Raw genomic sequence first — 22,518 nt, forward strand, 5'->3', positions numbered from 1 at the left:
AAGAATTCTCTCAGTGAGAGGCTGCAACAATCCTGACAGAGGGGGGAGCGTGGTCTGCGATGTATTCCCATGGGAAAGAAAAATTGGCTCTTCTGTTGGACAGAGCTAGGGGCAGAACACGTTGGATTGATCCAGAGCCTGATTGCAACCTGTCGTCTACAAGGCATCAACCCGTACACCTATCTGGTAGACGTGCTGCAGCGAGTCAGTATTCATCCGGCAAGTCGGGTGGAAGAGCTCACGCCACGATTGTGGAAGGAGCACTTTGCAGATAATCCGCTGAGATCGGACATCTACGACTCCGGCTGAACCCCGCAGAAAGTCAAAAGCTACCCGCAATCGAATCCATGATGCTTATCCGGCAGAGTCGTCGTGCGCTGAATGATCGTATCTGGCGAGGCTCAATTGCGCTTGCCGTACCAGAATACTCGCAAGAAGGCTATACGCCCTCAAATGACCGCTTACGAATGATCGTATCTGGCGAGGCTCAATTGCGCTTGCCGTACCAGAATACTCGCAAGAAGGCTATACGCCCTCAAATGACCGCTTACCTACAGTCGGCCACGTGTAAGCAACGACAATGCTCTCTCCGAAGCGTTATTCAAGACCACGAAGTACCGTCCGGATTTTCCTTTTGATGGATTTGGAAGTCTGGAAGACGCACGGGAATGGTGTGCTCAATTCGTTCTTTGGTATAACGAGGAACACAAGCACAGCGCCATCAAGTTCGTCACGCCTGCCCAGCGACATCGTGGTGAAGATATCAAAATACTGGCAGAGCGTGATGAAGTCTATCGCCGAGCCAAGGCAGCGAATCCATCACGCTGGAGTGGTGACACAAGGAACTGGGAGAGACCGGAAACCATGGTTCTCAACCCGGATAAACCAGAGGATAAAATGAAAGAAGCAGCGTAGATAAATGCTGCAACTATCTTGACAAACTCCGCTAGGCATAGAGCGATCAAAGCTGTCCATAAAGCTTGAACGGGAACGGCAGAAGAGCGCGTCATGAGACGGTTGAATCACTCTGATTTCTGGCGGCTGTCTGGAACGGGAAACAGTGCTCAAACTTTCCACTCTTGAGAGACTATGTTTGGGCGCAAATTAAATTGTATTTGCTACTTCCACTATTTTTTTGTAAGTTTCTGTTGATGCGGTCCAGGAAAAATCTGCTTCTGCTTTCTTAACTGACATAATTAGCGAATCATCCAGTTTTTTCATAACGTCTGAGACACGAGAAAATGGTCCTCCGATGAAAAGTAATTTCTTGGAAATATTGAATATTTTCAAGGGACGTCCAACTCCTTTTGCAATACCTTCGCATGTACGTACGAGAGATAAAGTATCAGCGGACGCTACGTTGTAAATACCACTAGGCCCGACAGATTCTTGAAAGATACTTAAAAGTAAATTGTTTAAGTCATCTACATGCAAAAAAGTGCGCAGGCCATCTAAACCGGCAAATGGTAGAGGGAGGCCAAGCTTCACCAGTTTTACCAATCTCGGAAAATTTCCAGGGCAGTTGGTACCAAATATCATTGCCGGCCTAAGTATTACAATCTCCATAGACCCTGAATCCGCAAGTGTTGAGAGGGCGATTTCAGCCTTTCGCTTTGAAGCGCCATAGAAACCACTAGGACTTACTTCGGTTTCTTCATCAACAAGTCCGTGTCCGTTATTTGCACCATAGACACTAGCAGAGCTTAGGAAAATAAATTTACGAATACCTGATTTAGACGCGGCATGCGCCATTTTCATAGTCGTTTCGAAATTCACTTGATTGTAGAAATTTTCAGCGTCGCCAGATGCTACGTTTTGAGAATGAACCGCACCAGCCGCGTGAACGATTACATCAACATTTCGGAGCAAATGACCCCAATCTTGTATATCTACTAAATCACCAGTTTCAACATATAAAGGCGACATGGTAGTATCTTTTTGTTTCCTAACTGATCCTCTTGCTTCGTAACCAGCCTCAATAGCAGCCCTGAGAATACTCCCTCCAACAAACCCATCCGCGCCTGTAATTAGAATTCGCAATCGTTTAGCCTTTATTATTCCTAAATAATTTGATTTTGATAGCAGATATTTTTGCCGAATACCAGAACCTTCTGAAAAATATTACCGCAAGCTTTTCAAACAGGCATTGTAGTAACTACATTTCCCTGTCCCAAATCTAAGCATTCAGAATACAACACTCTTCTGATTTCAACGTTTTACTACATCTCGAGATCGAGAGCCCCTTCTTTTGAGTCAAGATTGTTGATTTCCGCACTTAGGAATATGAATTAAATTAAGACATTATAAGCCACACTCAAAATAGTTGAGAATCGATATAAATACTCTTCCATTTATTAGATCAGCAAATCTTACTCAACAAATCCTCTGCGTGTTTGAAATCGTCAAAAGTATCAATATCAACCGAATCGGATTTCAGCATTGGATACGCGAGAGTATTAGGGCCAAAAAATGATTCACGCTCACGCAATACAGATATTTTAGAAACGTATATAGCGCCATTAAGACTATATTCATTGTTCCGACCATCCTGATCACAACCATAAGATACTATTTCTGAAAATCGACCTGCATTCTTGAGCTCTACAAACCAGTGTGATCCAGGGTCACTCCTACATACAGAAACAATACTGTCTTTATTCGAATTTTTCAACATAGTGATAGCTTCATCAATATGCTCTGCACGCCTAAGTGGTGAGGTAGGCTGCAAAAGGCAACAATAGTCAAAATTGACACCAGATGAAGAAAGCTCGTCCAAGACACTCAGCACTACGCTCACACTAGAAGCACTATCTGTAGCTAAAGAAGTATCACGATTAATGAAAGGCATATTTCTATAATCGCAAATAGTTTTTACTTTTTCATCGTCAGATGAAATAATAGTCATACTCAAATATTTAGATTTCTGACTTTCATCAAAGGACCACTCAACCAGGGACTTTCCAAGTAGTTGCATCGTATTTTTCCCAGGCAGTCTTTTACTTCCTCCTCTAGCAGGAATGATTGCCAAAATTCTTATATTTCCAGAAAGTAACACATCAGACATTATATACAGAAGCCTTAATATTTTTTTCAAATATATTCAAATAATTGGCAAAAAAAATCAATTATCAACGAACATATAAAAATTCGGTTTGTAAAAATTAAAATGCAAATGACCACCAGTCAAAACCACTGGATTCCGGCTTTGGCCAAACGCCGCATTAATATGCCGTTCTGCAGATTTTAATTTACTATAAATAACAAAGCAATCGTTATTCGACCTGGCGGCACTAATGATTTTTCATGTATTCCATTTACAATTTAATTCCTACATTTCCACAACCCATTACGCTAAATCATTAGAATTCATAGGTACAGGCTCTGAACAACGCTTCTTCAAGCACTGAAAATTCACAAGCAACCTATGCGACGAATTTTTTCCCTTTAAAATATCGCCGCCCGTGATACTAAACGAGATCAGCGATATGGATCAGCGGTATAGAAATCACCATACAGTTATGACCACGACTAGCTGAACCCGCTTGTTACGGCTATACTTTACTAGCAATATTTATCGCAGAAGTTGCGAGCCTCGGAAAACAATACCACCTCCCTAGACCCAAGTATCTGGACCTCATCACCCATGTCAAATAGTATTTTAGCCCCCCCCCCCCGACTACACTACCTCCAAGGTTGAGTCTTTCTATATTCTAAACCAGCATCCTGATGATACGCCGCTTAAAAGCATGGCATTAGTCCCTCATTGGGGACTGCTCAACATTATTTCTATGATCAGCATATGACATTGGTGAATTCTATTACTTTCCATGCATATATCTTAACTACAAACCGTTGAATATGACATATCAATCAATCTGCATATACGCTAATCTAAAATACAACTACCACAATTCAATATATATCATGACATGCATTTAAGATTATAAATCAGCAAATTTCTGTTTGCATTTAACTAATCGCCTAGAATCCAAATTGAAGGCATACAGAGTTGCAGCGTACCTTACCCCTTCCAATATAGGCCTACCTCGATGAATAACAGTAGTATCCATGGAAAACCCCTGACCAGCTTTCAACAGCACAGGAACACCCTCAATATTAGCTCCCGCCGCAACCCTCAGACTTCTACGATATTTCAAAATATCACAGCCCTTTCTAAGCAAAGAATTAGATCCAGGTATGTATTCTAGCGGACCATTACTCTCTCCAACATCAGACAAAAAAGCAAAAACCTTACATTGATTAAACCAAGAGTCTCTATGCCACCCACCTCCAGAACCCAACCCACCTTGCTTTGGAACAACTCTATTTACTAACAAAAATGAATAGTCTGGTTCTGACCCAAAACTCTCAACGTATTCCGCCTTCAAGCTTTCATACAGTTTTTGAAATACGGGGATTTTTTTTTCTGCATGAAAAACTCTAACATCAGACTCCGACGTGTCGGTCCATATTTTGATATTACCAGAGCCTACATGGACGTCGAATTGTTCACGCAGACCTGCACACTCAATAGCAGATAAAAACTGCTTTTTATTCATAATTAATTCACTCGCCAAAACGTCTAATATAACGACCTAACGGATTGCATTCAATTTTTCCAAATGTCGAAAGTAAAAAGAAAATACAACAAACCGTAACAAAACAGCAACAAAGACTGAAATCACAATAGATAATATTTGAGTCGATAAATAATAACAGGATACCACTGGTACAACAACAACCAAACCGTCAATTACAACAAGATGCTCTCTTCTAATTCTCCAAAAAGCTAACTCTTTCGGCACAAATGAAATTGCATGAATATAATACAACATAACAAGCATAAAAACCACCTCATAATCAAATGTCACTATGCTCAATGAGAATAAATTCAATACCAAATAACCAAACAATACTAAAATAGATAATAACAACGGGATAATCAAATTACGGGCTGAATACTGTGCCCTATACACATCCACCTCAAGTACGATCAACTTTGGTTTCATGAAAGAGACGTAGCCCATATTATGAAATGTAGCAATGATATTTGCCAAATTGACTATCAACAGGTATTCTGCATACTTATCCGGCCAGGCATTACTCACCAAAAAACGGTCCACGTACATCACATTCGCAGTAATTACGATCCAAACCTGGGCCATAAAATACTCTTTCTGATATTTTTGCCAGTAACGCAAAATTGATAACCAAATACCACTTTTTCTAAAACAAACTATGCAAACCGTAAAAACGCGAACATATTGACGACGAAAAATGCCAATATAAACCAACAAGAACACCACGGAGACAATTGGATATATGTATACAGAATCAATATCAAACGTAACTATAAATATTATGAACAAAAGTGTCGGAAGGATTACTCTCGCTGAAAAATTGGCTATCCATTCATAATATTTTTTTTTATAAACAAGAATCCTTTGATCTTCGTCAAAGTATTTCTCAGTAATCATCAGGACCATTGAAGAAAGGAACAAATCCAACCTCTCCGTCCAAAAAAACAGAAATATACCGGCAACAGGTAAAAACACAACAATATGTATTATTGTTCCTTCAATATATTCCTGTAATAAATACCGCCCCCCTAACCCCCTACCACCCTTCGATCTATTTGAAACTATGAAATACTGATATATTTCCCTAAAATTTTGGTTATTCAGAATAACAAAACTTGAAGCAACAGATGTCACAATCAGAGCAAAATCAGTTGCAAGATCTTTATGATTGTACCTAAGAAGTAGGTAGATAATTACCGGCCTTATTAACAATCCCAAAATCTTACTAAACGCGAATAACACTCTTTCCATCTTGACGAATTTAACACGAGGAAAATTAAACACTATCACCCACTATTTATTAATAACCATTAAGTCGCTTGATCACAGACTTCATTACTAAAAACTAACAAGCGGTTGTAAAATGTGATCTCTATACTTACAAAAATCAAATTAGAAAAACGCTACGCGGAAGCACAGAGGCTTGAGTCAGAGTAGCTTGATTATGCCTAATCTTCTTAATCGTTCAATTAACCAACACTTCAGCATATGAACGAACACCGGCTAAAGCCTGTGGCTTCCTGTTAGGGTTGAAAGATGGGTTGATTCGCCCCTCAGCGGATGGTAGTTCTCTCCAGACAACATTGACATCGTCGTCCGACTCAGGGGGCTTCTGGCTCTAATGTACTCCATCCACATCTCGTCTATTTCATTTCCGATGCTGACGCCCCCTCCCCCCGAGCCCAAAGGTGCTGGCCCCCAACGCTTCTTCAAGTACCGGAACTCCGTGAGCAGCCTATGCTAACTCTTTCTCCTCAATAATTGCGCCATCTTTGAAACTGACACATTCGGTGGTATCGAGATCAACGTATGGACATTGTCACGATTAATTGGACCCCGCATGTATCTCCATACTCTAGTTTATAGCAATCTCTCATAGAAGCTCCCGGCATCGGACCTCAACGTCACCTCCCAAGACGAACTGATATCTCTGTCTCCATCATCCATACCAAGTTGTATTTCAGATCTCAAGCCGTAAGGTTTCCACGCTTACAGTTACCCATACTCAAAGGCTATTCTAACTCGCCAACCTGACAAACCGTCGCCTAAAAGGCGAGAGGGGGGGGGGGTAACGGATCACCCATTGGGAGCTTTAAACTAAATGTCTAAACCTTGACGAGCTATGCGCTACCCTACATTGTCGACGCATTAATTCTGATACCAAACAAATGCCAAAATCTTATAAAATTTCTAACCCACTTTGTGAACCCAGCAACCTTTCTCCAGATATCGCTTTCTCCGTGCGCCTTGAAACGTTAAAGCTCTCTTAATTGACGTACGGAAGCCCACCGCTATTCCAATACAGAAAGCTTCGGGCAGAATCGCCATCTAATTTGCGTGCTCATGCTTGATATGAGCTATCAACTTCAGTACTTCACACCTACTTCTCAAAAACACACTGGTAAATATGTATCTTGCACGCAAAATCGATAACAAACGAATATCTCGTCTGCCATTCCCTAGCTTAGCACCAGCCTCACCACATATATCTATTTCACACATCAATACAGGTTATAGCTATCATGCAGCGCACATAGGTTTTAAATATTTACGTATCATCAAATACTGTTATTTCATCACTATGAACAACTCATAACGAACGAACAATCCAACAAGTTACACAGAATATTTCGTATATGAGATATTACCAAAATATTATATATCGAACTATAAGCATATTCAATAATAATACTTTATACGTATAAAAACATGATACCTTAAAAATAACATTAGTTTATATTAGCTCTTTCAGAAAACAAACTCATCACCAAATATCAACATTACTTTATTTATTTATTATAAATAACGCACACACATTTAAAAATATAGTCACATATCACACAATATTATCCTTACTTTATTGAACACCAGAAAAACATTCAGCCATCTTCATGAGGTCAATTTATAATACTAATAGTTATATCGTGCGATGTTGTCATTTTTCATTCTTTCATTAATCACTTGGTAAAATCAAATCACCATCGGTGTATTCTTTATTCGAATTTTTACCTACAACATTCCAATATTCAAACGGACTTATACCATTCCCAGGACGCTTCAGCGCTATATTACCTCTAGAGTATTTTTCACCTAATTGTATTATTCCATTTGCAACAATACTTCTTCGAGCAGCCGTAATATTACCAATCTCGCTCTTGGTCGGACCTTTTATTGAATTCCCCAATGCTAATTCTATCATTCTTAAGGATTTTACAAATTGTTTCAGCTGTATCGCATCCAGCGATGCAGCATGATCTGGGCCTTCCATATTTCTATCTAAAGTAAAGTGTTTTTCTATTACTTTTGCCCCTCTTGCAATAGCGCCGATAGAAGCAATATCATCTTCAGTGTGATCTGAGAAACCGACCTGCAAATCAAATGCATCTTGCATGGTGTTCATAGCTCGCAAGTTCACTTCGTTAATCGGCGAAGGGTATTCTGTTGTGCAATGCAGCAAACAGACCTTATCTCTCAGATACGCCTGCCCTTCATCCGACCAATACGCCTCATAGAAGGCAGATTGCGAAGGCACCGTATTTTTGCCGGCAACAAACCCGAATGCTATAACACCCAAAGCTCTTTCGACATCAGCGAGAGTAGCCATACCAGTTGAGACATACATTTTTTCAATGGAATATTCCTCACACAGCAAAGCATGCTGAAGTAAAAGAGGTGCATTCGTTAAGTCTCCCGATGGTATTTTAAGGAATCTAACACCCAACTCCTTTACTAAAAACATCAGGTTATCTTCATCAAAGGCCGTAGATAAATAATCTATCCCAACCTCATCACAATAAGTTCTTAGCCTGCTATGCGACGCGGACGATAATTCTAGCTTTTTAAGCATTTCATATTGGCTAGGTTCTTCCGACCCTAAAGAGTTCTGATAGCGTGCTTTTGGAGCGCTGTACGTTACCAATTTAGTGGAAGAGAACAGCTGAAATTTGATTACATCCACATCGCACTGTTTTGCTGTATCAATCAACTCCATGGCTACGGATTCATCACCATTGTGATTAACACCAGCTTCACCAATAATTTTGACTTTATATTCCAATTTTCCAACCCTATGACGTTCAAATATATTTATTGCGGATCATCAAATATGATGATAAATATCAATGTTGTACAGTGTGCTTTATAGATACAATTAACAGCCATCCGCTACATGTCTTTAATATGTCAAGCTTTTATTTAACATCCAACTCGGCAAATCATGATTCATCAATATTTCACAAATTCGCTCATCTGCAAAACCATCCCCATATACATTAACGAAAGGTGGTTTTAAACACAATGCCTGATCGATAACAACAGAGAGCGTCTCGATATCGCACCCTTCATATGAAATAGTATTCTCACTGATATCGCGCAATTTTTGCCTTATACCTATATTTACAACGGGTGTACCCAAGGTCGCTGCTTCGATTATGCCTGAGGATGAATTGCCAATCAATAAATCACTATTGTAAAGAACTTCAAGATACTGCTCACGCTCTAAATGTCGAATAATGTATAGATTTTCTATATCAGAAACACTATTCAAGTATTCATCCATTAAGGCACCACCAGAATCTGAATTGGGCCTCAGTATTATTACATTAATATTTTTACTCGACAATGTAGTTAAAGTGACCTGCAACTCTAAAAGACTTTTTTCTGGAACCTGAAGAACAGGATGAAATACAAGAAGGGCGACGAGTCCAGTTTTACCTTCAAAGTATTGATCAGACAATATCGATCTACATTTAATATTATTTTTCACCAAATTAACCAAACCCGGCGCTCCTGCTACGAACACAGCTTCTTCCAACTCCCCCATTTTAATCAACCTCAATCGTGCCGCATCGTTTGAAGCTAAATGAATGTGACTCAGTTTCGATATTGCATGTCTTACACTTTCGTCAACAGTTCCAGAGCGCTCCCCTCCGTGAATATGACAAACGTGCAAATTCAAATGAACCGCAGCTATAGCTGCAGCAAGCATTTCACCTCGGTCCCCTAGCAAAACTACTACTTCAGGTCGATTTTTCTGCCAATACTCTGTCAAGCCCCTTATTTCAGTACCAATTGCTGAGGCCATCTCGGCTCCGCCGGATGAACCCGATAACCCGACATCAATAATGCACCCTACCTCAAGACCACTATCATATACTTCACTTAAAGTATTTCCGTATTCTGCACTAGTATGCTGACCCGTAACCAGCACACTTATCGATACACCAGATTTACTGTTTAGCAAAAGGAGAGTGCTTCTCATTAAACCAAAATCTGCCCGGCTCCCAGTTACGTAGTGTATTTTCCTATTCTTGACATTTGTCACGCCCTCTCCAATCAATGGCTTACGTTCTCCATAGCAACTGTTTTACGTATTGTAGCCAATATAATTTTAACATCGTTTAGCATTGATGCCGATTTTTGATAGTCACTATCTAATTCAACTTTAGCCTCGTCTGATAATGTATCTCTACCAGATATTTGCGCTAAGCCAGTCAAACCGGGAATCAGATGACTTACATTTTTATCGTCTCTGAGCTCTATAAGAGATATCTGATTATGCAAAGCAGGACGAGGTCCGACAAAACTCATATCGCCTTTTAGTATCGAATATAATTGAGGCAGTTCATCGATACTATATTTTCTCAAATAATGCCCACACCAAGTAACGTGAGCACTAGCGTCTTTTAATATATCAGTCGCAACCTCCGGAGTGCCGACATGCATTGTGCGAAACTTTGGCATGTAAAAAAACTTACCATTTTCACCAACGCGCTTCGACCAGTACAGCACGCTCCCTCGACTGGTTGCCTTAATTGCAACAGCAACAATTAACATCGGAAACAATAGGAACACCAGCACCAAAAATGCCACTACAAGATCAAAAAGTCTTTTAAATATTCTATACATTTCAATATTTAATGAATAATAAATAATAAATAATACAAATATATTATTAATACATTTGTTACGAATTAACAATTATATGTAAATTAAATCATTTCTGATAATTTACATGTATTTTTCATCGATTTACTAAAAATATAATTTCGATCTTTCAGAGATTCAAATAGCAATGGATTTGAAACATCATCGACAATTACTTCCCTACCAAGCAGCCATGCCTGCAACAACACTGTAGAGTACTGAGCTACGATATATTGATAATCGCCAAATACTTCCAAAATATCTCGTGACACAGGCACGACACTATACTGATTCACAAAATAAGAGTCAGTCTTGCGCCTTGGGTGCTCTTTTAGAAATATTGAATGCCCATTTTTTTTCATAGAATCTAAGACTATGCAAAGTTCTTCCAACTCTTCTTCCGATTCACCTCCTTTCAAGAAGTAACACACTGACATTTTAGTAAAATCACATCCTAAATCCAAACCTTCCCAGGGGTTTAGGACACTAATATTAGATTTACAATATAATTTCGACACTACATCAGCGTGATGATCTGTCCACACATAGTAATCATCAAATGAACAAAATGAATCTCGCGCTGTTAATACTTTTTCTCCATGCATAAAATTGACTATCTTTAGCCCTTCATTTTCTCCATATTTTTTTAGAATACCGCATGCTGCACTATACTCCATCGACACCCACAATTCTGATACGCCATACCTTGCCATGGCATACCTAGCCTGAGCGATTCTAAACGTAGCAATAGCAATCAAACTAAAATCCAGTCTAACCATTACCAAACAACGCATCAAAAACACAATATCGCGTAAATATAATGTGCCTTTGTCTAATTGCACATCCACCTTGCTCTTATTAGGCTCATAATCTTTATGGTATATTTCTTTAGAATAATAATAAGCAACATCATAATCCTTCAACTTCCTACCTGATGATATTGATAAGTACTTGGCAATTAGAAAAAATGTTGCCAAAAATGAAGTAAACCACAGAGCTATTTTCAACAACAAACTAGAGTTAAGCATCTGGGCCTTTTGTTGAAAAAAACTATCATAGACAGGATCAAGTGGATAGCGCGCCCTTAACATTGATAATTTTTCCAAACTATCAGACTCCTCCTTCCAACTTTTATTCCAATTAATTGAAACTAACTTATCTTTGATCTTCTTGTGGAGTTTCTGAATCGTCATACCCATATTATTTCTACGTCTCTATCTCAGCCTTGATAAAACTTACACATAACATTAAATATATGTGCATTTACATTAACTTGCTCTCCGCAGCGATATCATTCAAATATTATTTTGTCTATTTCTTTTATTGCATCACATGTAATGGCTACCTGCTTTTCAGTCAAGGTAGGGTGAACGAGAAACATTAGACTGGTTTTACCTAACTTATCGGCATTTACTAAAGGTGCTTTAGGAACTGACTGAGTATTTTCAAACAGTTTTTCTTTGTATATCTCCGGACATCCCCCACTGGAAACAGGGACTCGTCGCTTTACAAATTCATCAATTATTTGACTGCGATTCCATTCACTCGGCAACGCTTCAAAGTCGATAAAAGCATATGCTTTGTATGCCGCATGCTCAGCGTAATTTGGGACTTTAGGTATTTCTAACCAACGAGTTTCGGAACATGCACTCCATATTGCATTTGCATTATCTAATCTTTTTTTATGCCAACTCTGCATTCGACCTAATTGTATTATACCTATTGCGGCTTGCATCTCACTCATTCGATAGTTACTGCCAACAGATTCATGCAGCCAACGAAATTCATTTTCCTTTTTCCTAGGCTCCATTACTGCATCCAAGCTTTTTCCATGGTCTTTGTAAGCCCACATAGATTTCCAATATTGTTCGTTATCTGTAGTAACCATCCCACCTTCGCCGCCCGTAGTAATTATTTTATCTTGGCAGAATGACCAGGCGGCAATATCACCCGATTTCCCTACAGGTTTACCCTTATATTGAGCTCCGTGAGCTTGAGCACAATCTTCTATTATTCTAATATTATTTTTCTTAGCTAAAGTTACAATTTCATCCATCTCTGCAGGGTGACCCGCAAGATGCACTACGATTATAGCTTTTGTTTTATTTGATATTTTTTCGGCAATTGTGTCAGCAGATATGTTTTGGGAATTTAGATCAATATCTGCAAATATAGGGCTTGCGCCTACAGTGAATACTGGCGTCACCGACGCAACGTAAGAGCGGGGTGTCACTATCACCTCGTCACCTTCTCCAATATCGAGTGCACGCAATGCCAATTCGATGGCTACCGTGCCATTCGATAACGAAATCGCGTATTTGGATTGTGCGAACTCAGCATATTGCTCTTCGAACCGACGACATTTCTCACCAGTCCAGTAGTTCACGCGATTCGATTTGAGCACACTAACTACAGAATCACACTCCTCTTGTGTATACAGCGGCCAATCAGCAAAATCAGTGTTTAACATATTTCTCTATATTCCCTAACTTTTAATTTAAATTAGATTTCAATATTATTAATATTGCATCTTATGGATAGACACAGCCACCAATTAAGATATATTTATTTCGCTTGCCACATCCCTCCAAAAAATAATAAATATTTTGATAATCATAATAAATATAATTTTAATTTAAAAGTATAGAGGTATCGCTGTAGAATCGCTTAATAAACACCACGAACATTGTCACATCAATTTGCATCATTCAATTAGGAAGTTGTCGACAAAATTAGCTTCAATAAACGTGATTCTCAACTAGTATTTTTAATTGTAAATACTCTAAATACAACTTATAAACTTATAAACTTATAAACTTATAAACTTATAAACTTATAAACTTATAAACTTATAAACTTATAAACTTATAAACTTATAAACTTATAAACTTATAAACTTATAAACTTATAAACTTATAAACTTATAGCACAATGTCCGAACACACCATTAGCTTTTACAATTAAGTACCACTAACCGTATAAATTAGTAATAATTTACTTCGTAGATGTCATATCTTTATGCTTGATTAATAGATTGTCAATTGCTTTTAACATAATTCGTTCTTGAGTATCTGCATCGAAATTATTAACAAATATGGTTGCTGCTTTCTCTTTCATACTTATTAGCTTCGTTTTATCTTTTGAAAGCTGATGTAATTGAACAGCCAAAGATTTGGCATCGCTGTATACGATTCCGCCTCCATTATCAATTATAATATTTTTTACTTTCCCCCCCTGCAAGCTTGTCGCGACTATAATCCCACCACACAAATATTCAACTGGTTTATTTGGCATATTGTCAACATAATTAGATGCTTGAACATAAGGCGCCAATCCTACATCCGACCTCTCCATTCCAGCCTGCAACTCTTTAGCATTTAACCATCCCGTGTAATCGCAACTCTCAAGCCTCTTACACTCACTCACAACATAATCTGATTGCGTCCCAGTACCACAAAATACAAATTTTACGTCTGAGCCCCATGACTCCAATAATGATGCAGCTTCAAAGATGGTTTCAAAATTAAAACTGTCGGAAAGCGTACCAATAAAGATGCAATTCAAAGAAGTGGGTGTTAACAATGATTTATTCGCCCAGTATTCAGTAGCTTCCATTTTTTCAACTTCTTGGAATTTTCGGTATCTATACGCCATCGGAAGCGCCACATCAAAGCTTGTTTTCTGCCGACAAGCTATTTCAATTCCCCAGTCCACGAAATTCTCTGTGATCCCCCAAATGGCGCTACAACCTCTTAAGGCGCCTTTAACTTTTAGACGCATTGGAAGTGTTAATAATGGCATAAATGGCCGAGCAAACTTAGGCACAAGCCATGTGAATACATCTGGATGCTGGTCCCTTACGTCGATAACAACCGGAATACCTCTCTCTTTACCAAACTTTACCGATTCAAGCGCTAGATCAGCTGATGGCATAGAAGCAATAATTAAATCAGGCATGTCGCTATATGATTCAGCTAACCTACGGAAGCGTGCTCCCACATTCCTATCGTAACGAAGTCGAGTCAATGAAAACGATTTGGTGTAACCAGTCACATCAAGGTATTGAATAGAATAATTATCATTAACAATGATATTTTCATCTCCAAACTTTCTTTGATTTTGACCATAATGGTCATAATCGCCAGTCCACCAAATTATATTGTGGCCGCTTCGAGACAAAGATTCCGCCATCTGACCAGTCCGCATGTACCGCCGACTAGAACCCTCATCATGCGGTGTTGATTCTGCTCTTTGGGTTAGCCAAATATTCATTTATGTGCGTTTTTTCTATCGATGTTTCGTAAATTAGATGCTCTTTGTTGCATCACCAAATTACTAGTGTTACTAAATCGACGCATTATATAATTACCACCAAGTATAAGAAATAATATCCTCATAAAACCTACACTCAATGGGTTCAATGCATCCAACGAAGAGTCAACCGCTGCTGTCATTACTAAAATTGCTAGTATTGTGAACAACCAGGAATTTTGAAGCTCTCCCATAATACGCCAGAAAAGATAAATAATGAAGCGTATAAAATAGGTGTAATAGACAATTGCTATTCCAGCACCTGGGAAATAGAATATTGAACCTAACATTGATGGAGAAGTACCTATTCGGTCTACATAGAAGCCTGAAAATTGCATAAAATTCATCCTAGCAATAGTTCCAAGCTCAGGCCTTTCAACAGACATACCGACTAAGGACCCAAACCTAAATAGTAAGACAGAGAAAACCTCTCGAATCGCCTCAAAGGATAGTGTGAAATTGAACATATTTTCAGTGACATGAGTCGAGACGCTATAAAAATGATAACCAAGGCGAGTTACAAAATTTTCAGCTAATAAGTCAATATCCGTGACTATATACATAGTCTCTTCGAATCCAATTTTGTTTGACTTTCCTGCAATGAATACTGCTAACACGAGTATTGGAGCCAGAATTAAACTAGCCTTTTTGACTAATCTTCGACTGACAGGTAGTTTTCTTCGGAATGAATGAGTACAAGCAACGAAAGCACCGGCTGCGAGAATCACATCTATCGCTGCTTGTGTATTTACTGAGAAAGATAAAGCTATAAGTGCGAGTGCTAGCGAGCGGGGAAAAACTTCCGATCTCTCAATTACACATCTATAGTTGACTAAAATAGCGACACCACCATACATTTTACCTATAACAAGCAAATACCCTAATAGGCCGACTTCTGATAGAGCCTGTCCAACCTGCCTGAAGCTCGAACCAAGATATATTGCAGACCAACATGAGATCGCAAAAAATGCTCCTGCAAAAATTAGAGAACCATGTACACCAAAGAGTATACTTTTAGCCTTTTTATATTTGACCTTTAATTCTACCCTAGATATATTTCGGGTAATATAGAAAATCAATCCACAGAACAATACATAAGCGATTCCAGCCATATATGATGGTCTCGACCCAAAATACCTTTCTAGCGGGTTCCCCATCATTGAAAAAATGAGAAATGGCATAAAGTAAAATATTGTGCAATATCCGAAGAACAACTTCATCTCAAATATTTTTTGAGCTTGCTGAACTGAAGTATGTTTTATAATTAATTTCATTGTTTTAATTTTATCAACATGGTCGGACAAATTCGATTAGTCAGTTTTGACTATGTTTATACAACTGCCAACTGTTTTTCACTGTAAATTGTGACTGACAGTCCCTGGCCATCCATGTCAAATAAAATCGACCACACCATGCCAAAGTTTAACGTTCCCGCAAACAATAGCAATGCGAAAATTGCAATTAAAAATCTAAATTCACTCTGTCGTGCGACATAAGTGAAAATGCTAGTAGATAAAAAAAATGTCATAGATATTTTTAATAAATACCTATGTAATCTCACATTGGAAGAGCGCATAGAAAATCGATAAATACACAAACCACTAAATACATGAGCAGAGTGACTTGGCAGTGTGGTAAATAGACGCTGTGTGGATCGAAAGCATTTCAAAGACACTTAATCGCACAATTTATATGCCAACCATATCTAGGCGAGAACCATACTCATATCCACTTATGCAAACTGTCTGATTACGAACACCGCTGATGTTCGACATGTTCTAAACACAACATGTGTAAAGATTTGGAAAAAGAACGATTGGTTCATATGTTATTTTATCTTGATTTTCATGTGCTATACAATTGCCTTCAATCGTAAACACAGCACTAGCCCTCACTTAAATTGTTTGCAGCTTTTTCATTGAACCAAACTGCCAAGTGCGTGCATTATACGACCCGGACAGAATCAATTGATGAAACCAGACTAAATTTGACAATGCGAAAAACCTGTTGTTTACTACAGACCTCTGGGAGAGGTAAGTTCCTGGCACACTAATTGCTTCCCGTAGTCGTATTGCGAACATAGCTATCAAAATCTTGAGCTTCTTTCTTTTATGCTAGATAAGCACAACTCATATTCTTGCCAGGCCCGTCTAATTTATAGCTCCATGCGATAACACAACAAAGAACATGACCTCGTGTGCATATCACATAAGTAGGTATGAGAATCAGTCAAAAAAACTCCTAACTCTTGCTTAGATAATGATCTCTATATTTTGCGCAACTCAAAAAGTGCTTGAGCATTTTCTCCACTATCCTAGCGAGGAGCTCTAGGAAATTAGGATATCAGAATTGATTAGTGATAGACGAAGAGGGGACTAACTAAAACATCTCTCACACATCACATTAGACCTCGCTCTCAGAATACGAGAACTCCCAATCCTTCCACCATCTTTGCCTAGTGACTTGGTGCAGTTAGTATTACTTAACTGGCCACTCAGCGATTACCTCATCGGCCGTTCTCGTCCACTTGGAAGACATGGCAGCGTCTCTGCTGTTAGGCGTCTTGATTACCTTTCTTAATTAAATATTTAGTCAGTTACACTGATGCAAATGCTTCCACGCTGATTTAAGAATCGTTGTGCCCACAGTTAAGTGACACGGCGCTCCTGCTTAAGTTGAGGACCGGCTCCTATTATATACAAAGCCATCAAAAAATCCGGTTGCTCGTTACGCAACTGCGGCTAAATCTGGTGCCGAACCACACCTACCATAAATTTTACCCGACTACTACCGGGCCTGCACTCTCAGACGTCAAGTCTCGTCTGTTCGACCCCCTCCAGCCGGTTGGCTGTTCACTACTTAATACTGTCTCTGACTCATGCTTCCTCACGCCTATAAATTTCCAAAGGATTATAAATTGTTCCAGCGTCTATACTGGAACGACATCGTCTGTTAAATGTCAGTTACACCTTCAGCCCCCGCCCTCCGAACTCGGGCGGAAGAAGTGTCATAAATCTCTATCATTCGATTTATGTATGCCCCCCTTTTTTCCATTCTTTCATTAATCTACAACCACCTGACTCACCTTGCTGATCTTCTAGGTAAATACGAATTAGATTTCTTTAAGTTATACTGAGGTAGAGAATGAATTTTCAAAATCAGACTCTACAGACGTCTCGACAGGGATAGCAGAATAAGCGTCATCTAGAAATGCCAGAGACATGATCAAACTCTTGATTATCTTTGCATCTTGCTTAAGAGTTACGGCTGCCAACTCATCCAATACCGGCTTGAGCTTGTCCCAACTCAACCAGTCTTCATTAGCTGTGGATATTTTGGCTACCTCAGTTTCGCTGCAGCTGTCCGTAAGAAACAGCTCCTCATACATCTTCTCACCAGGCCTTAAGCCTTCAACTACAATTTCAATATCGGCTGGATCACCTGTATCTCGCTGCAACTTTCTGCCGTACAGGCGAACCATGGTAGTCGCCAACGCTTCAATTCGCACAGGCTCTCCCATATCCAGAACAAAAACATCGCCACCTTGAGCAATCGCACTGGCTTGCAATACTAATTGCGCAGCCTCAGGTATCGTCATGAAGTAGCGAGTGATATCGGTGTGTGTCAAGGTAATTGGTCCACCACCTTTTATCTGCTTCTTGAATTTAGGTACAACCGATCCAGATGAACCCAGAACATTGCCAAAACGCACCATGGAGATATTCGTACTACTCTGTAAGCGAGCCTTTGCTTGAAGTATAAGCTCTGCCACTCGCTTGGTGCCCCCCATGGCATTGGTGGGTCGCACTGCTTTATCTGTCGAGATTAGTACAAAACTTCCAGCACCCGATTCAATGGCGGCATTGAGCACCGTCAATGTGCCAAATACATTTACATCAACACCTTGATCTGGCTGGGCTTCTACAATAGGTACATGTTTATAGGCAGCCGCATGGTAAACAGTATCTATCTTAAATTTGGCAAACAGACGCTTGACGCGCTCGGCATCAGTTACCGATCCAATCAAAGGTACAAATGACACCACTTCGCCTGGCTCCGCCTTGGCTATTAATGCGTTGAACTCTTCAGTGATGTGGTAAAGGTTCGCCTCACAATTATCTAGAATCAAAAGTTGGGCCGGTGCTAATTTCATTATCTGGCGACACAACTCAGAGCCTATTGACCCACCCCCACCGGTCACTAATACAGTTTTGCCGGCTACCTTTCTTCCCATTAAACTAATATTAGGTGCAACCTCCAGCCGTCCGAGAATGTCGGTGATAGAGACATCACGTATCTCATCAGCCCGAATCTTGCCACTAATTAGCTCCCCTACACTAGGCATGGTTAATACACGAAATCCCAACTCATCTATCTGTGCCACCTTTTGCTGATAGCCCGAGCTTGAGATACTGGGCATCGCTAGAACAACGCTTTCAGTATCCAACCTTTTCAGAGCCGCTCGGAGCTGCGAATCATCTCCGGCGATAACAGGTAATCCAGACAATGTAGACCTTATGAAGTTAGGATTATCGTCAATGAACGCCACCGGTCGAAATTCCCCACCTTCTCGTAGCAATCCAGCCAACTGCCTACCGCCAGCACCTGCTCCATAGATCGCTACTGGCTCACCCTGATTGCCACTGTCAAAAATGCTTTTCCATAGCATACGCATGCCAATGGTTCCGCCAATGAGCAACAACGCATAAATGACGAACAAGGAACGTGGATTGGCTCTGTCGGGCGGAACCAGTGAAAATACGACAAGCAACGACAGCGCTGAAACGATACTTCCCTTAACCAACTGCTTGTATAAACGCTGGTTGGAAGAACGGATGACCCAACGATAAATGCCCAAACCGCTAAAGACCACGGCAGTCAAGATCGGCAACGCGACAAACAGATACCATGTGGATCTAAAGTCACTGAACGCCATTCCGTGCCTCAGCGTGTAAGCCAACCACAAACAGATGGCAGCCATCCCCATGTCCGCAGTGATACTAACTGCCTGTTTTCGTCCACGGCCCGTATCAGCCATATTCCTGATCAAGTTATCCAGAGACGTAGAAAACGAGTTATTACGCGTATTTTTCTTGTTGATATGGTGTCTTTCTGTCATGAAATACTCATCTGGTCTGAACGCATTGCGAAACTTCTTGGCACCGAAAGGTACATGCTCCGTGAAGAAGCAACATTATACGATCCTGAGTGGGCCAATAGTTTTAACTGGTTATCATTGTTTCCGAACTTACGGGTAGTAGTTGACCGCCTTTTCACAGTACAACTGTGATTTTCTGCACTTCGGTATACATCGGGCTATGTCAAGCTAGACTAGTGATTGGATAGGCACCATGGCGATCGGTTTCAATGAACTCCTACGTGATTGAAGAATCTTACACGCCCTTCTTCGCAGGAATAGAATGGCAATTGTGAACTTACTTTACTTCACTCTACCGACTCATCACATATACTGCCCCACCGGCCGATAAACACTGTTGTGTGGCAAATGCAAATTGAGACGTTGGCGACAAGCAGCTCACTACATCTGTGTAAAAAAGTACTAGTAGGTTAACTGCATGATACTTTCGGGTAAAGCCTTTTGAGTTTGATACGAGCATCGTCGGTTGTAAAGCGCCAGTCGGCAGGCTTGGCGTTCTCGTTGCGATGGGTCTGCCATGCGGCTATCTCCTTGGTCAGCGTAGGCACGTCGGCAATGCGTCGATCCAAACATTGCCTGGCCAGAACGCTGAACTCACATTCAGCCATATTCAACCAACTGCCATGCTTGGGTGTAAAGACAAACTCAAGCTTCTGCATAAGCGCATGTGCCACGGCGGGTTCGAACGTTCTGTATAGGGAGGCTCCGCTATGAGTGCTCAGGTTGTCCATAACCAGCGTGATCTTTTTCGCGTGGGGGTATTGATTCTCCACCAGGTCACGGACGCCTTCGGCCCATTCGCCCGACGCATGATTGTCGGCAATACGCACCGTGCGTCGACTCTCCAATGGCGTATAGAACACCATCAGGTGGGCAACTCCATTGCGCTCGTACTCTCCGTCGTAGCGCTCACTTTGGCCAGGCGATGCCGGGATCGGTTTTTGTACCTCACGCGTGCATTGTTTGGTTGTCTCGTCCATACAAACCACAGGATACTCTGCATCAAAAGGTCTTTTATACACATCCAGTACAGCCTCCATCTGGCAGACAAACCCCGCGTCCTCTTTAGGCGCTATGCACCACATGCGTTTCTGCCAAGGTTTTATGATGTTTTTTTAAAACTTGACGCACCGTTTCATAAGCCACGCTTTCGACAATTTCCAGCTCAATCAGACGCTCGCTCAACAGCTTCAACGTCCAACGCACCTGGCCTTCTGGCGCATCACTGCAAGCCAGGCTTACTAGCCTGGCCTCCGCATCGCCATCCAATCTTGCCGTTCGCTCTCGACTGCGTCTCTTACGCTGCAGCGCCAGTTCCAATCCTTCTTCCACACATCGCTGGCGTGTCTTTGCGATGCAACGGGTGGTCAGTTCCATTCGCTCAGCAACCTCGGCATCGGTCATCGAAGGACCATGCTCTCCTTGATCAACCAGTAACAAAATCTGTGCATGTCGTCGCTTCTGCGCCGCTATGCGTCCCGTTTTACAGATCTGCTCCAGAGCATGGCGCTCTTCTTCGGACAACTTAACCACATGACGCTTAGGCATTCTCAATCACTTCAACAGGTTGCAAAGTACTATTATGAAGTTAGACTATAACTGGAATTTATCAAGCGGTTACACCACTAGAAGCTGTGTCACTGGTTAACAAAGACAGGAGTGCTACTCTTGACTCTCCCCCATCCAGAGCAAATAACGAAGTGACCCCACTGTTCTTCATAGCCCTACTAACAGTAGGCTGGTTGCTATACCACCTATACCTAAAGAACCTCCTTCAACAAGGACAACCCGGCAAGATAAAGCTTGCGTTGATCGTTTTGGGCGTCATCTTTCTCTTCATGGCTGCGACAGGGCGGGCTCCCGCACTTTTTGCCATCCTTGGAGCCGCCATGACGCAAATTTTCAGGATTGCACCACTGCTCATCCGCTTCGCACCCTCTTTACGCCGCATTCTGGGCTCAGCAATGCCCGGCGCTGCGGCCTCTGGGCAGCAAGCAGGCGTATCCAGAGTTTCTACCGCAACAATAGACATGACTCTGGATCAAAGCTCAGGTGAAATAGACGGTCTCGTTAAAATGGGACCGTATGTGGGAAAGCAGCTCAGCCAGCTGAACTTGTCAGAATTGAAGTCGGTCTATACCTACTGCCAGCAGAATGACATGGAGGCACTCCGACTTATTCAGACCTACGCATCACGTGCGCGACCTGACGAATGGAGTGAACCTGACAACTCTGACAGCGGAAGCTCCAGACAGCCCACGTCCGATACGGTCATGACGGTTGACGAAGCTCGGCAAATCCTGGGATTAGAGACATCTGCCCGTAAACAAGACATTGTCCAGGCACACCGCTCTTTGATGAGTCGCCTGCACCCGGACAAGGGCGGCAGCAACTATCTGGCGGCTAAGATCAATGCAGCCAAACAATGCTTACTTGATGCGCTGTAGGCGGGATCGGATTGAAACTATCGCCGCAACGCGTATCCTATTTTCTTTGCTGAAAAGCACAAGGCCAGTGTCAAGGCTATAGCCCACCTCCTTATAC

At 41.0% G+C, this 22,518-nt stretch carries 15 protein-coding genes and 2 pseudogenes; 3 read left to right on the top strand and 14 right to left on the bottom strand.

Features of this window, described 5'->3' with window-relative positions; genetic code table 11:
* Positions 1-45: 45 nt before the first annotated feature.
* Together IMCC3135_RS22360 and IMCC3135_RS22365 are read left to right on the top strand one after the other, a co-directional pair.
* Positions 46-309: pseudogene (locus tag IMCC3135_RS22360) on the top strand (transposase domain-containing protein); the annotation flags it as partial.
* A 249-nt stretch (positions 310-558) separates the two neighbouring features.
* Positions 559-915, top strand: a pseudogene (locus IMCC3135_RS22365) (integrase core domain-containing protein); the annotation flags it as partial.
* Positions 916-1,104: 189 nt separating this feature from the next.
* On the opposite strand, the gene IMCC3135_RS22370 reads toward IMCC3135_RS22365, so the two are convergent.
* The 14 genes from IMCC3135_RS22370 to IMCC3135_RS22440 form a co-directional block, all read right to left on the bottom strand.
* The gene (locus tag IMCC3135_RS22370; protein ID WP_157736196.1) at positions 1,105-2,040 is read right to left on the bottom strand and encodes an NAD-dependent epimerase/dehydratase family protein; all 936 of its coding nucleotides are present in this window, start codon (positions 2,038-2,040) and stop codon (positions 1,105-1,107) included.
* Positions 2,041-2,359: 319 nt separating this feature from the next.
* Positions 2,360-3,064 (bottom strand): acylneuraminate cytidylyltransferase family protein, encoded by a 705-nt coding sequence (locus tag IMCC3135_RS22375; protein ID WP_088919614.1) that lies wholly within the window; start codon positions 3,062-3,064, stop codon positions 2,360-2,362.
* Between the two features lie 877 nt (positions 3,065-3,941).
* Positions 3,942-4,559 carry a phytanoyl-CoA dioxygenase family protein gene (locus tag IMCC3135_RS22380; protein WP_157736197.1) on the bottom strand — a complete coding sequence of 206 codons (618 nt, stop codon included), beginning with the start codon at positions 4,557-4,559 and terminating at the stop codon, positions 3,942-3,944.
* Positions 4,560-4,595: 36 nt separating this feature from the next.
* Positions 4,596-5,831, bottom strand: a complete 1,236-nt coding sequence (locus IMCC3135_RS22385) for a hypothetical protein (protein ID WP_169727510.1) — start codon at positions 5,829-5,831, stop codon at positions 4,596-4,598.
* Between the two features lie 1,702 nt (positions 5,832-7,533).
* Positions 7,534-8,637: an N-acetylneuraminate synthase gene (gene neuB / locus IMCC3135_RS22395; RefSeq protein ID WP_236994637.1), complete on the bottom strand. Its 1,104-nt coding sequence runs from the start codon at positions 8,635-8,637 to the stop codon at positions 7,534-7,536.
* 117 nt (positions 8,638-8,754) lie between these two features.
* Entirely contained in the window at positions 8,755-9,903 is a 1,149-nt protein-coding gene (neuC, locus tag IMCC3135_RS22400) for a UDP-N-acetylglucosamine 2-epimerase (RefSeq protein ID WP_157736199.1), read from the bottom strand.
* Positions 9,904-9,914: 11 nt separating this feature from the next.
* The gene (locus tag IMCC3135_RS22405; RefSeq protein ID WP_236994638.1) at positions 9,915-10,559 is read right to left on the bottom strand and encodes a sugar transferase; all 645 of its coding nucleotides are present in this window, start codon (positions 10,557-10,559) and stop codon (positions 9,915-9,917) included.
* 11 nt (positions 10,560-10,570) lie between these two features.
* Positions 10,571-11,704, bottom strand: coding sequence for a hypothetical protein (locus IMCC3135_RS22410; RefSeq protein ID WP_088919619.1), 1,134 nt, complete (start codon positions 11,702-11,704; stop codon positions 10,571-10,573).
* Positions 11,705-11,796: 92 nt separating this feature from the next.
* A complete protein-coding gene (locus IMCC3135_RS22415; RefSeq protein WP_088919620.1) occupies positions 11,797-12,975 on the bottom strand; it encodes a DegT/DnrJ/EryC1/StrS family aminotransferase in 1,179 nt (392 codons plus the stop codon).
* 524 nt (positions 12,976-13,499) lie between these two features.
* On the bottom strand, positions 13,500-14,777 hold the full coding sequence (locus IMCC3135_RS22420) for a glycosyltransferase (RefSeq protein ID WP_088919621.1): 1,278 nt from the start codon (positions 14,775-14,777) through the stop codon (positions 13,500-13,502).
* Positions 14,774-16,090: a hypothetical protein gene (locus IMCC3135_RS22425; RefSeq protein ID WP_088919622.1), complete on the bottom strand. Its 1,317-nt coding sequence runs from the start codon at positions 16,088-16,090 to the stop codon at positions 14,774-14,776. Before IMCC3135_RS22425 ends, IMCC3135_RS22420 begins: the two co-directional genes overlap by 4 nt.
* Positions 16,091-17,943: 1,853 nt before the next feature.
* Positions 17,944-19,935, bottom strand: a complete 1,992-nt coding sequence (locus IMCC3135_RS22430; protein ID WP_088919623.1) for a polysaccharide biosynthesis protein — start codon at positions 19,933-19,935, stop codon at positions 17,944-17,946.
* Between the two features lie 449 nt (positions 19,936-20,384).
* Positions 20,385-21,059, bottom strand: a complete 675-nt coding sequence (locus tag IMCC3135_RS22435; protein WP_088916798.1) for an IS630 family transposase — start codon at positions 21,057-21,059, stop codon at positions 20,385-20,387.
* On the bottom strand, positions 21,040-21,522 hold the full coding sequence (locus IMCC3135_RS22440) for a helix-turn-helix domain-containing protein (protein WP_088916797.1): 483 nt from the start codon (positions 21,520-21,522) through the stop codon (positions 21,040-21,042). The genes IMCC3135_RS22435 and IMCC3135_RS22440 overlap by 20 nt, the downstream gene beginning before the upstream one ends.
* A 341-nt stretch (positions 21,523-21,863) precedes the next feature.
* On the opposite strand from IMCC3135_RS22440, the gene IMCC3135_RS22445 reads away from it, so the two are divergent.
* The gene (locus tag IMCC3135_RS22445; RefSeq protein WP_157736200.1) at positions 21,864-22,421 is read left to right on the top strand and encodes a J domain-containing protein; all 558 of its coding nucleotides are present in this window, start codon (positions 21,864-21,866) and stop codon (positions 22,419-22,421) included.
* Positions 22,422-22,518: the final 97 nt, after the last annotated feature.

It is taken from the genome of Granulosicoccus antarcticus IMCC3135 (assembly GCF_002215215.1).
In the GTDB taxonomy this organism is placed as follows: domain Bacteria; phylum Pseudomonadota; class Gammaproteobacteria; order Granulosicoccales; family Granulosicoccaceae; genus Granulosicoccus; species Granulosicoccus antarcticus.

What these genes read in the sequence shown, in the direction of transcription:
- IMCC3135_RS22375 (WP_088919614.1), bottom strand. Translation starts at nt 3,064, where the DNA reads ATGTCTGATGTGTTACTTTCTGGAAATATAAGAATTTTGGCAATCATT.
- IMCC3135_RS22380 (WP_157736197.1), bottom strand. Translation starts at nt 4,559, where the DNA reads ATGAATAAAAAGCAGTTTTTATCTGCTATTGAGTGTGCAGGTCTGCGT.
- IMCC3135_RS22385 (WP_169727510.1), bottom strand. Translation starts at nt 5,831, where the DNA reads ATGGAAAGAGTGTTATTCGCGTTTAGTAAGATTTTGGGATTGTTAATA.
- IMCC3135_RS22410 (WP_088919619.1), bottom strand. Translation starts at nt 11,704, where the DNA reads ATGGGTATGACGATTCAGAAACTCCACAAGAAGATCAAAGATAAGTTA.
- IMCC3135_RS22415 (WP_088919620.1), bottom strand. Translation starts at nt 12,975, where the DNA reads ATGTTAAACACTGATTTTGCTGATTGGCCGCTGTATACACAAGAGGAG.
- IMCC3135_RS22420 (WP_088919621.1), bottom strand. Translation starts at nt 14,777, where the DNA reads ATGAATATTTGGCTAACCCAAAGAGCAGAATCAACACCGCATGATGAG.
- IMCC3135_RS22425 (WP_088919622.1), bottom strand. Translation starts at nt 16,090, where the DNA reads ATGAAATTAATTATAAAACATACTTCAGTTCAGCAAGCTCAAAAAATA.
- IMCC3135_RS22430 (WP_088919623.1), bottom strand. Translation starts at nt 19,935, where the DNA reads ATGACAGAAAGACACCATATCAACAAGAAAAATACGCGTAATAACTCG.
- IMCC3135_RS22435 (WP_088916798.1), bottom strand. Translation starts at nt 21,059, where the DNA reads ATGTGGTGCATAGCGCCTAAAGAGGACGCGGGGTTTGTCTGCCAGATG.
- IMCC3135_RS22440 (WP_088916797.1), bottom strand. Translation starts at nt 21,522, where the DNA reads ATGCCTAAGCGTCATGTGGTTAAGTTGTCCGAAGAAGAGCGCCATGCT.
- IMCC3135_RS22445 (WP_157736200.1), top strand. Translation starts at nt 21,864, where the DNA reads ATGACGCAAATTTTCAGGATTGCACCACTGCTCATCCGCTTCGCACCC.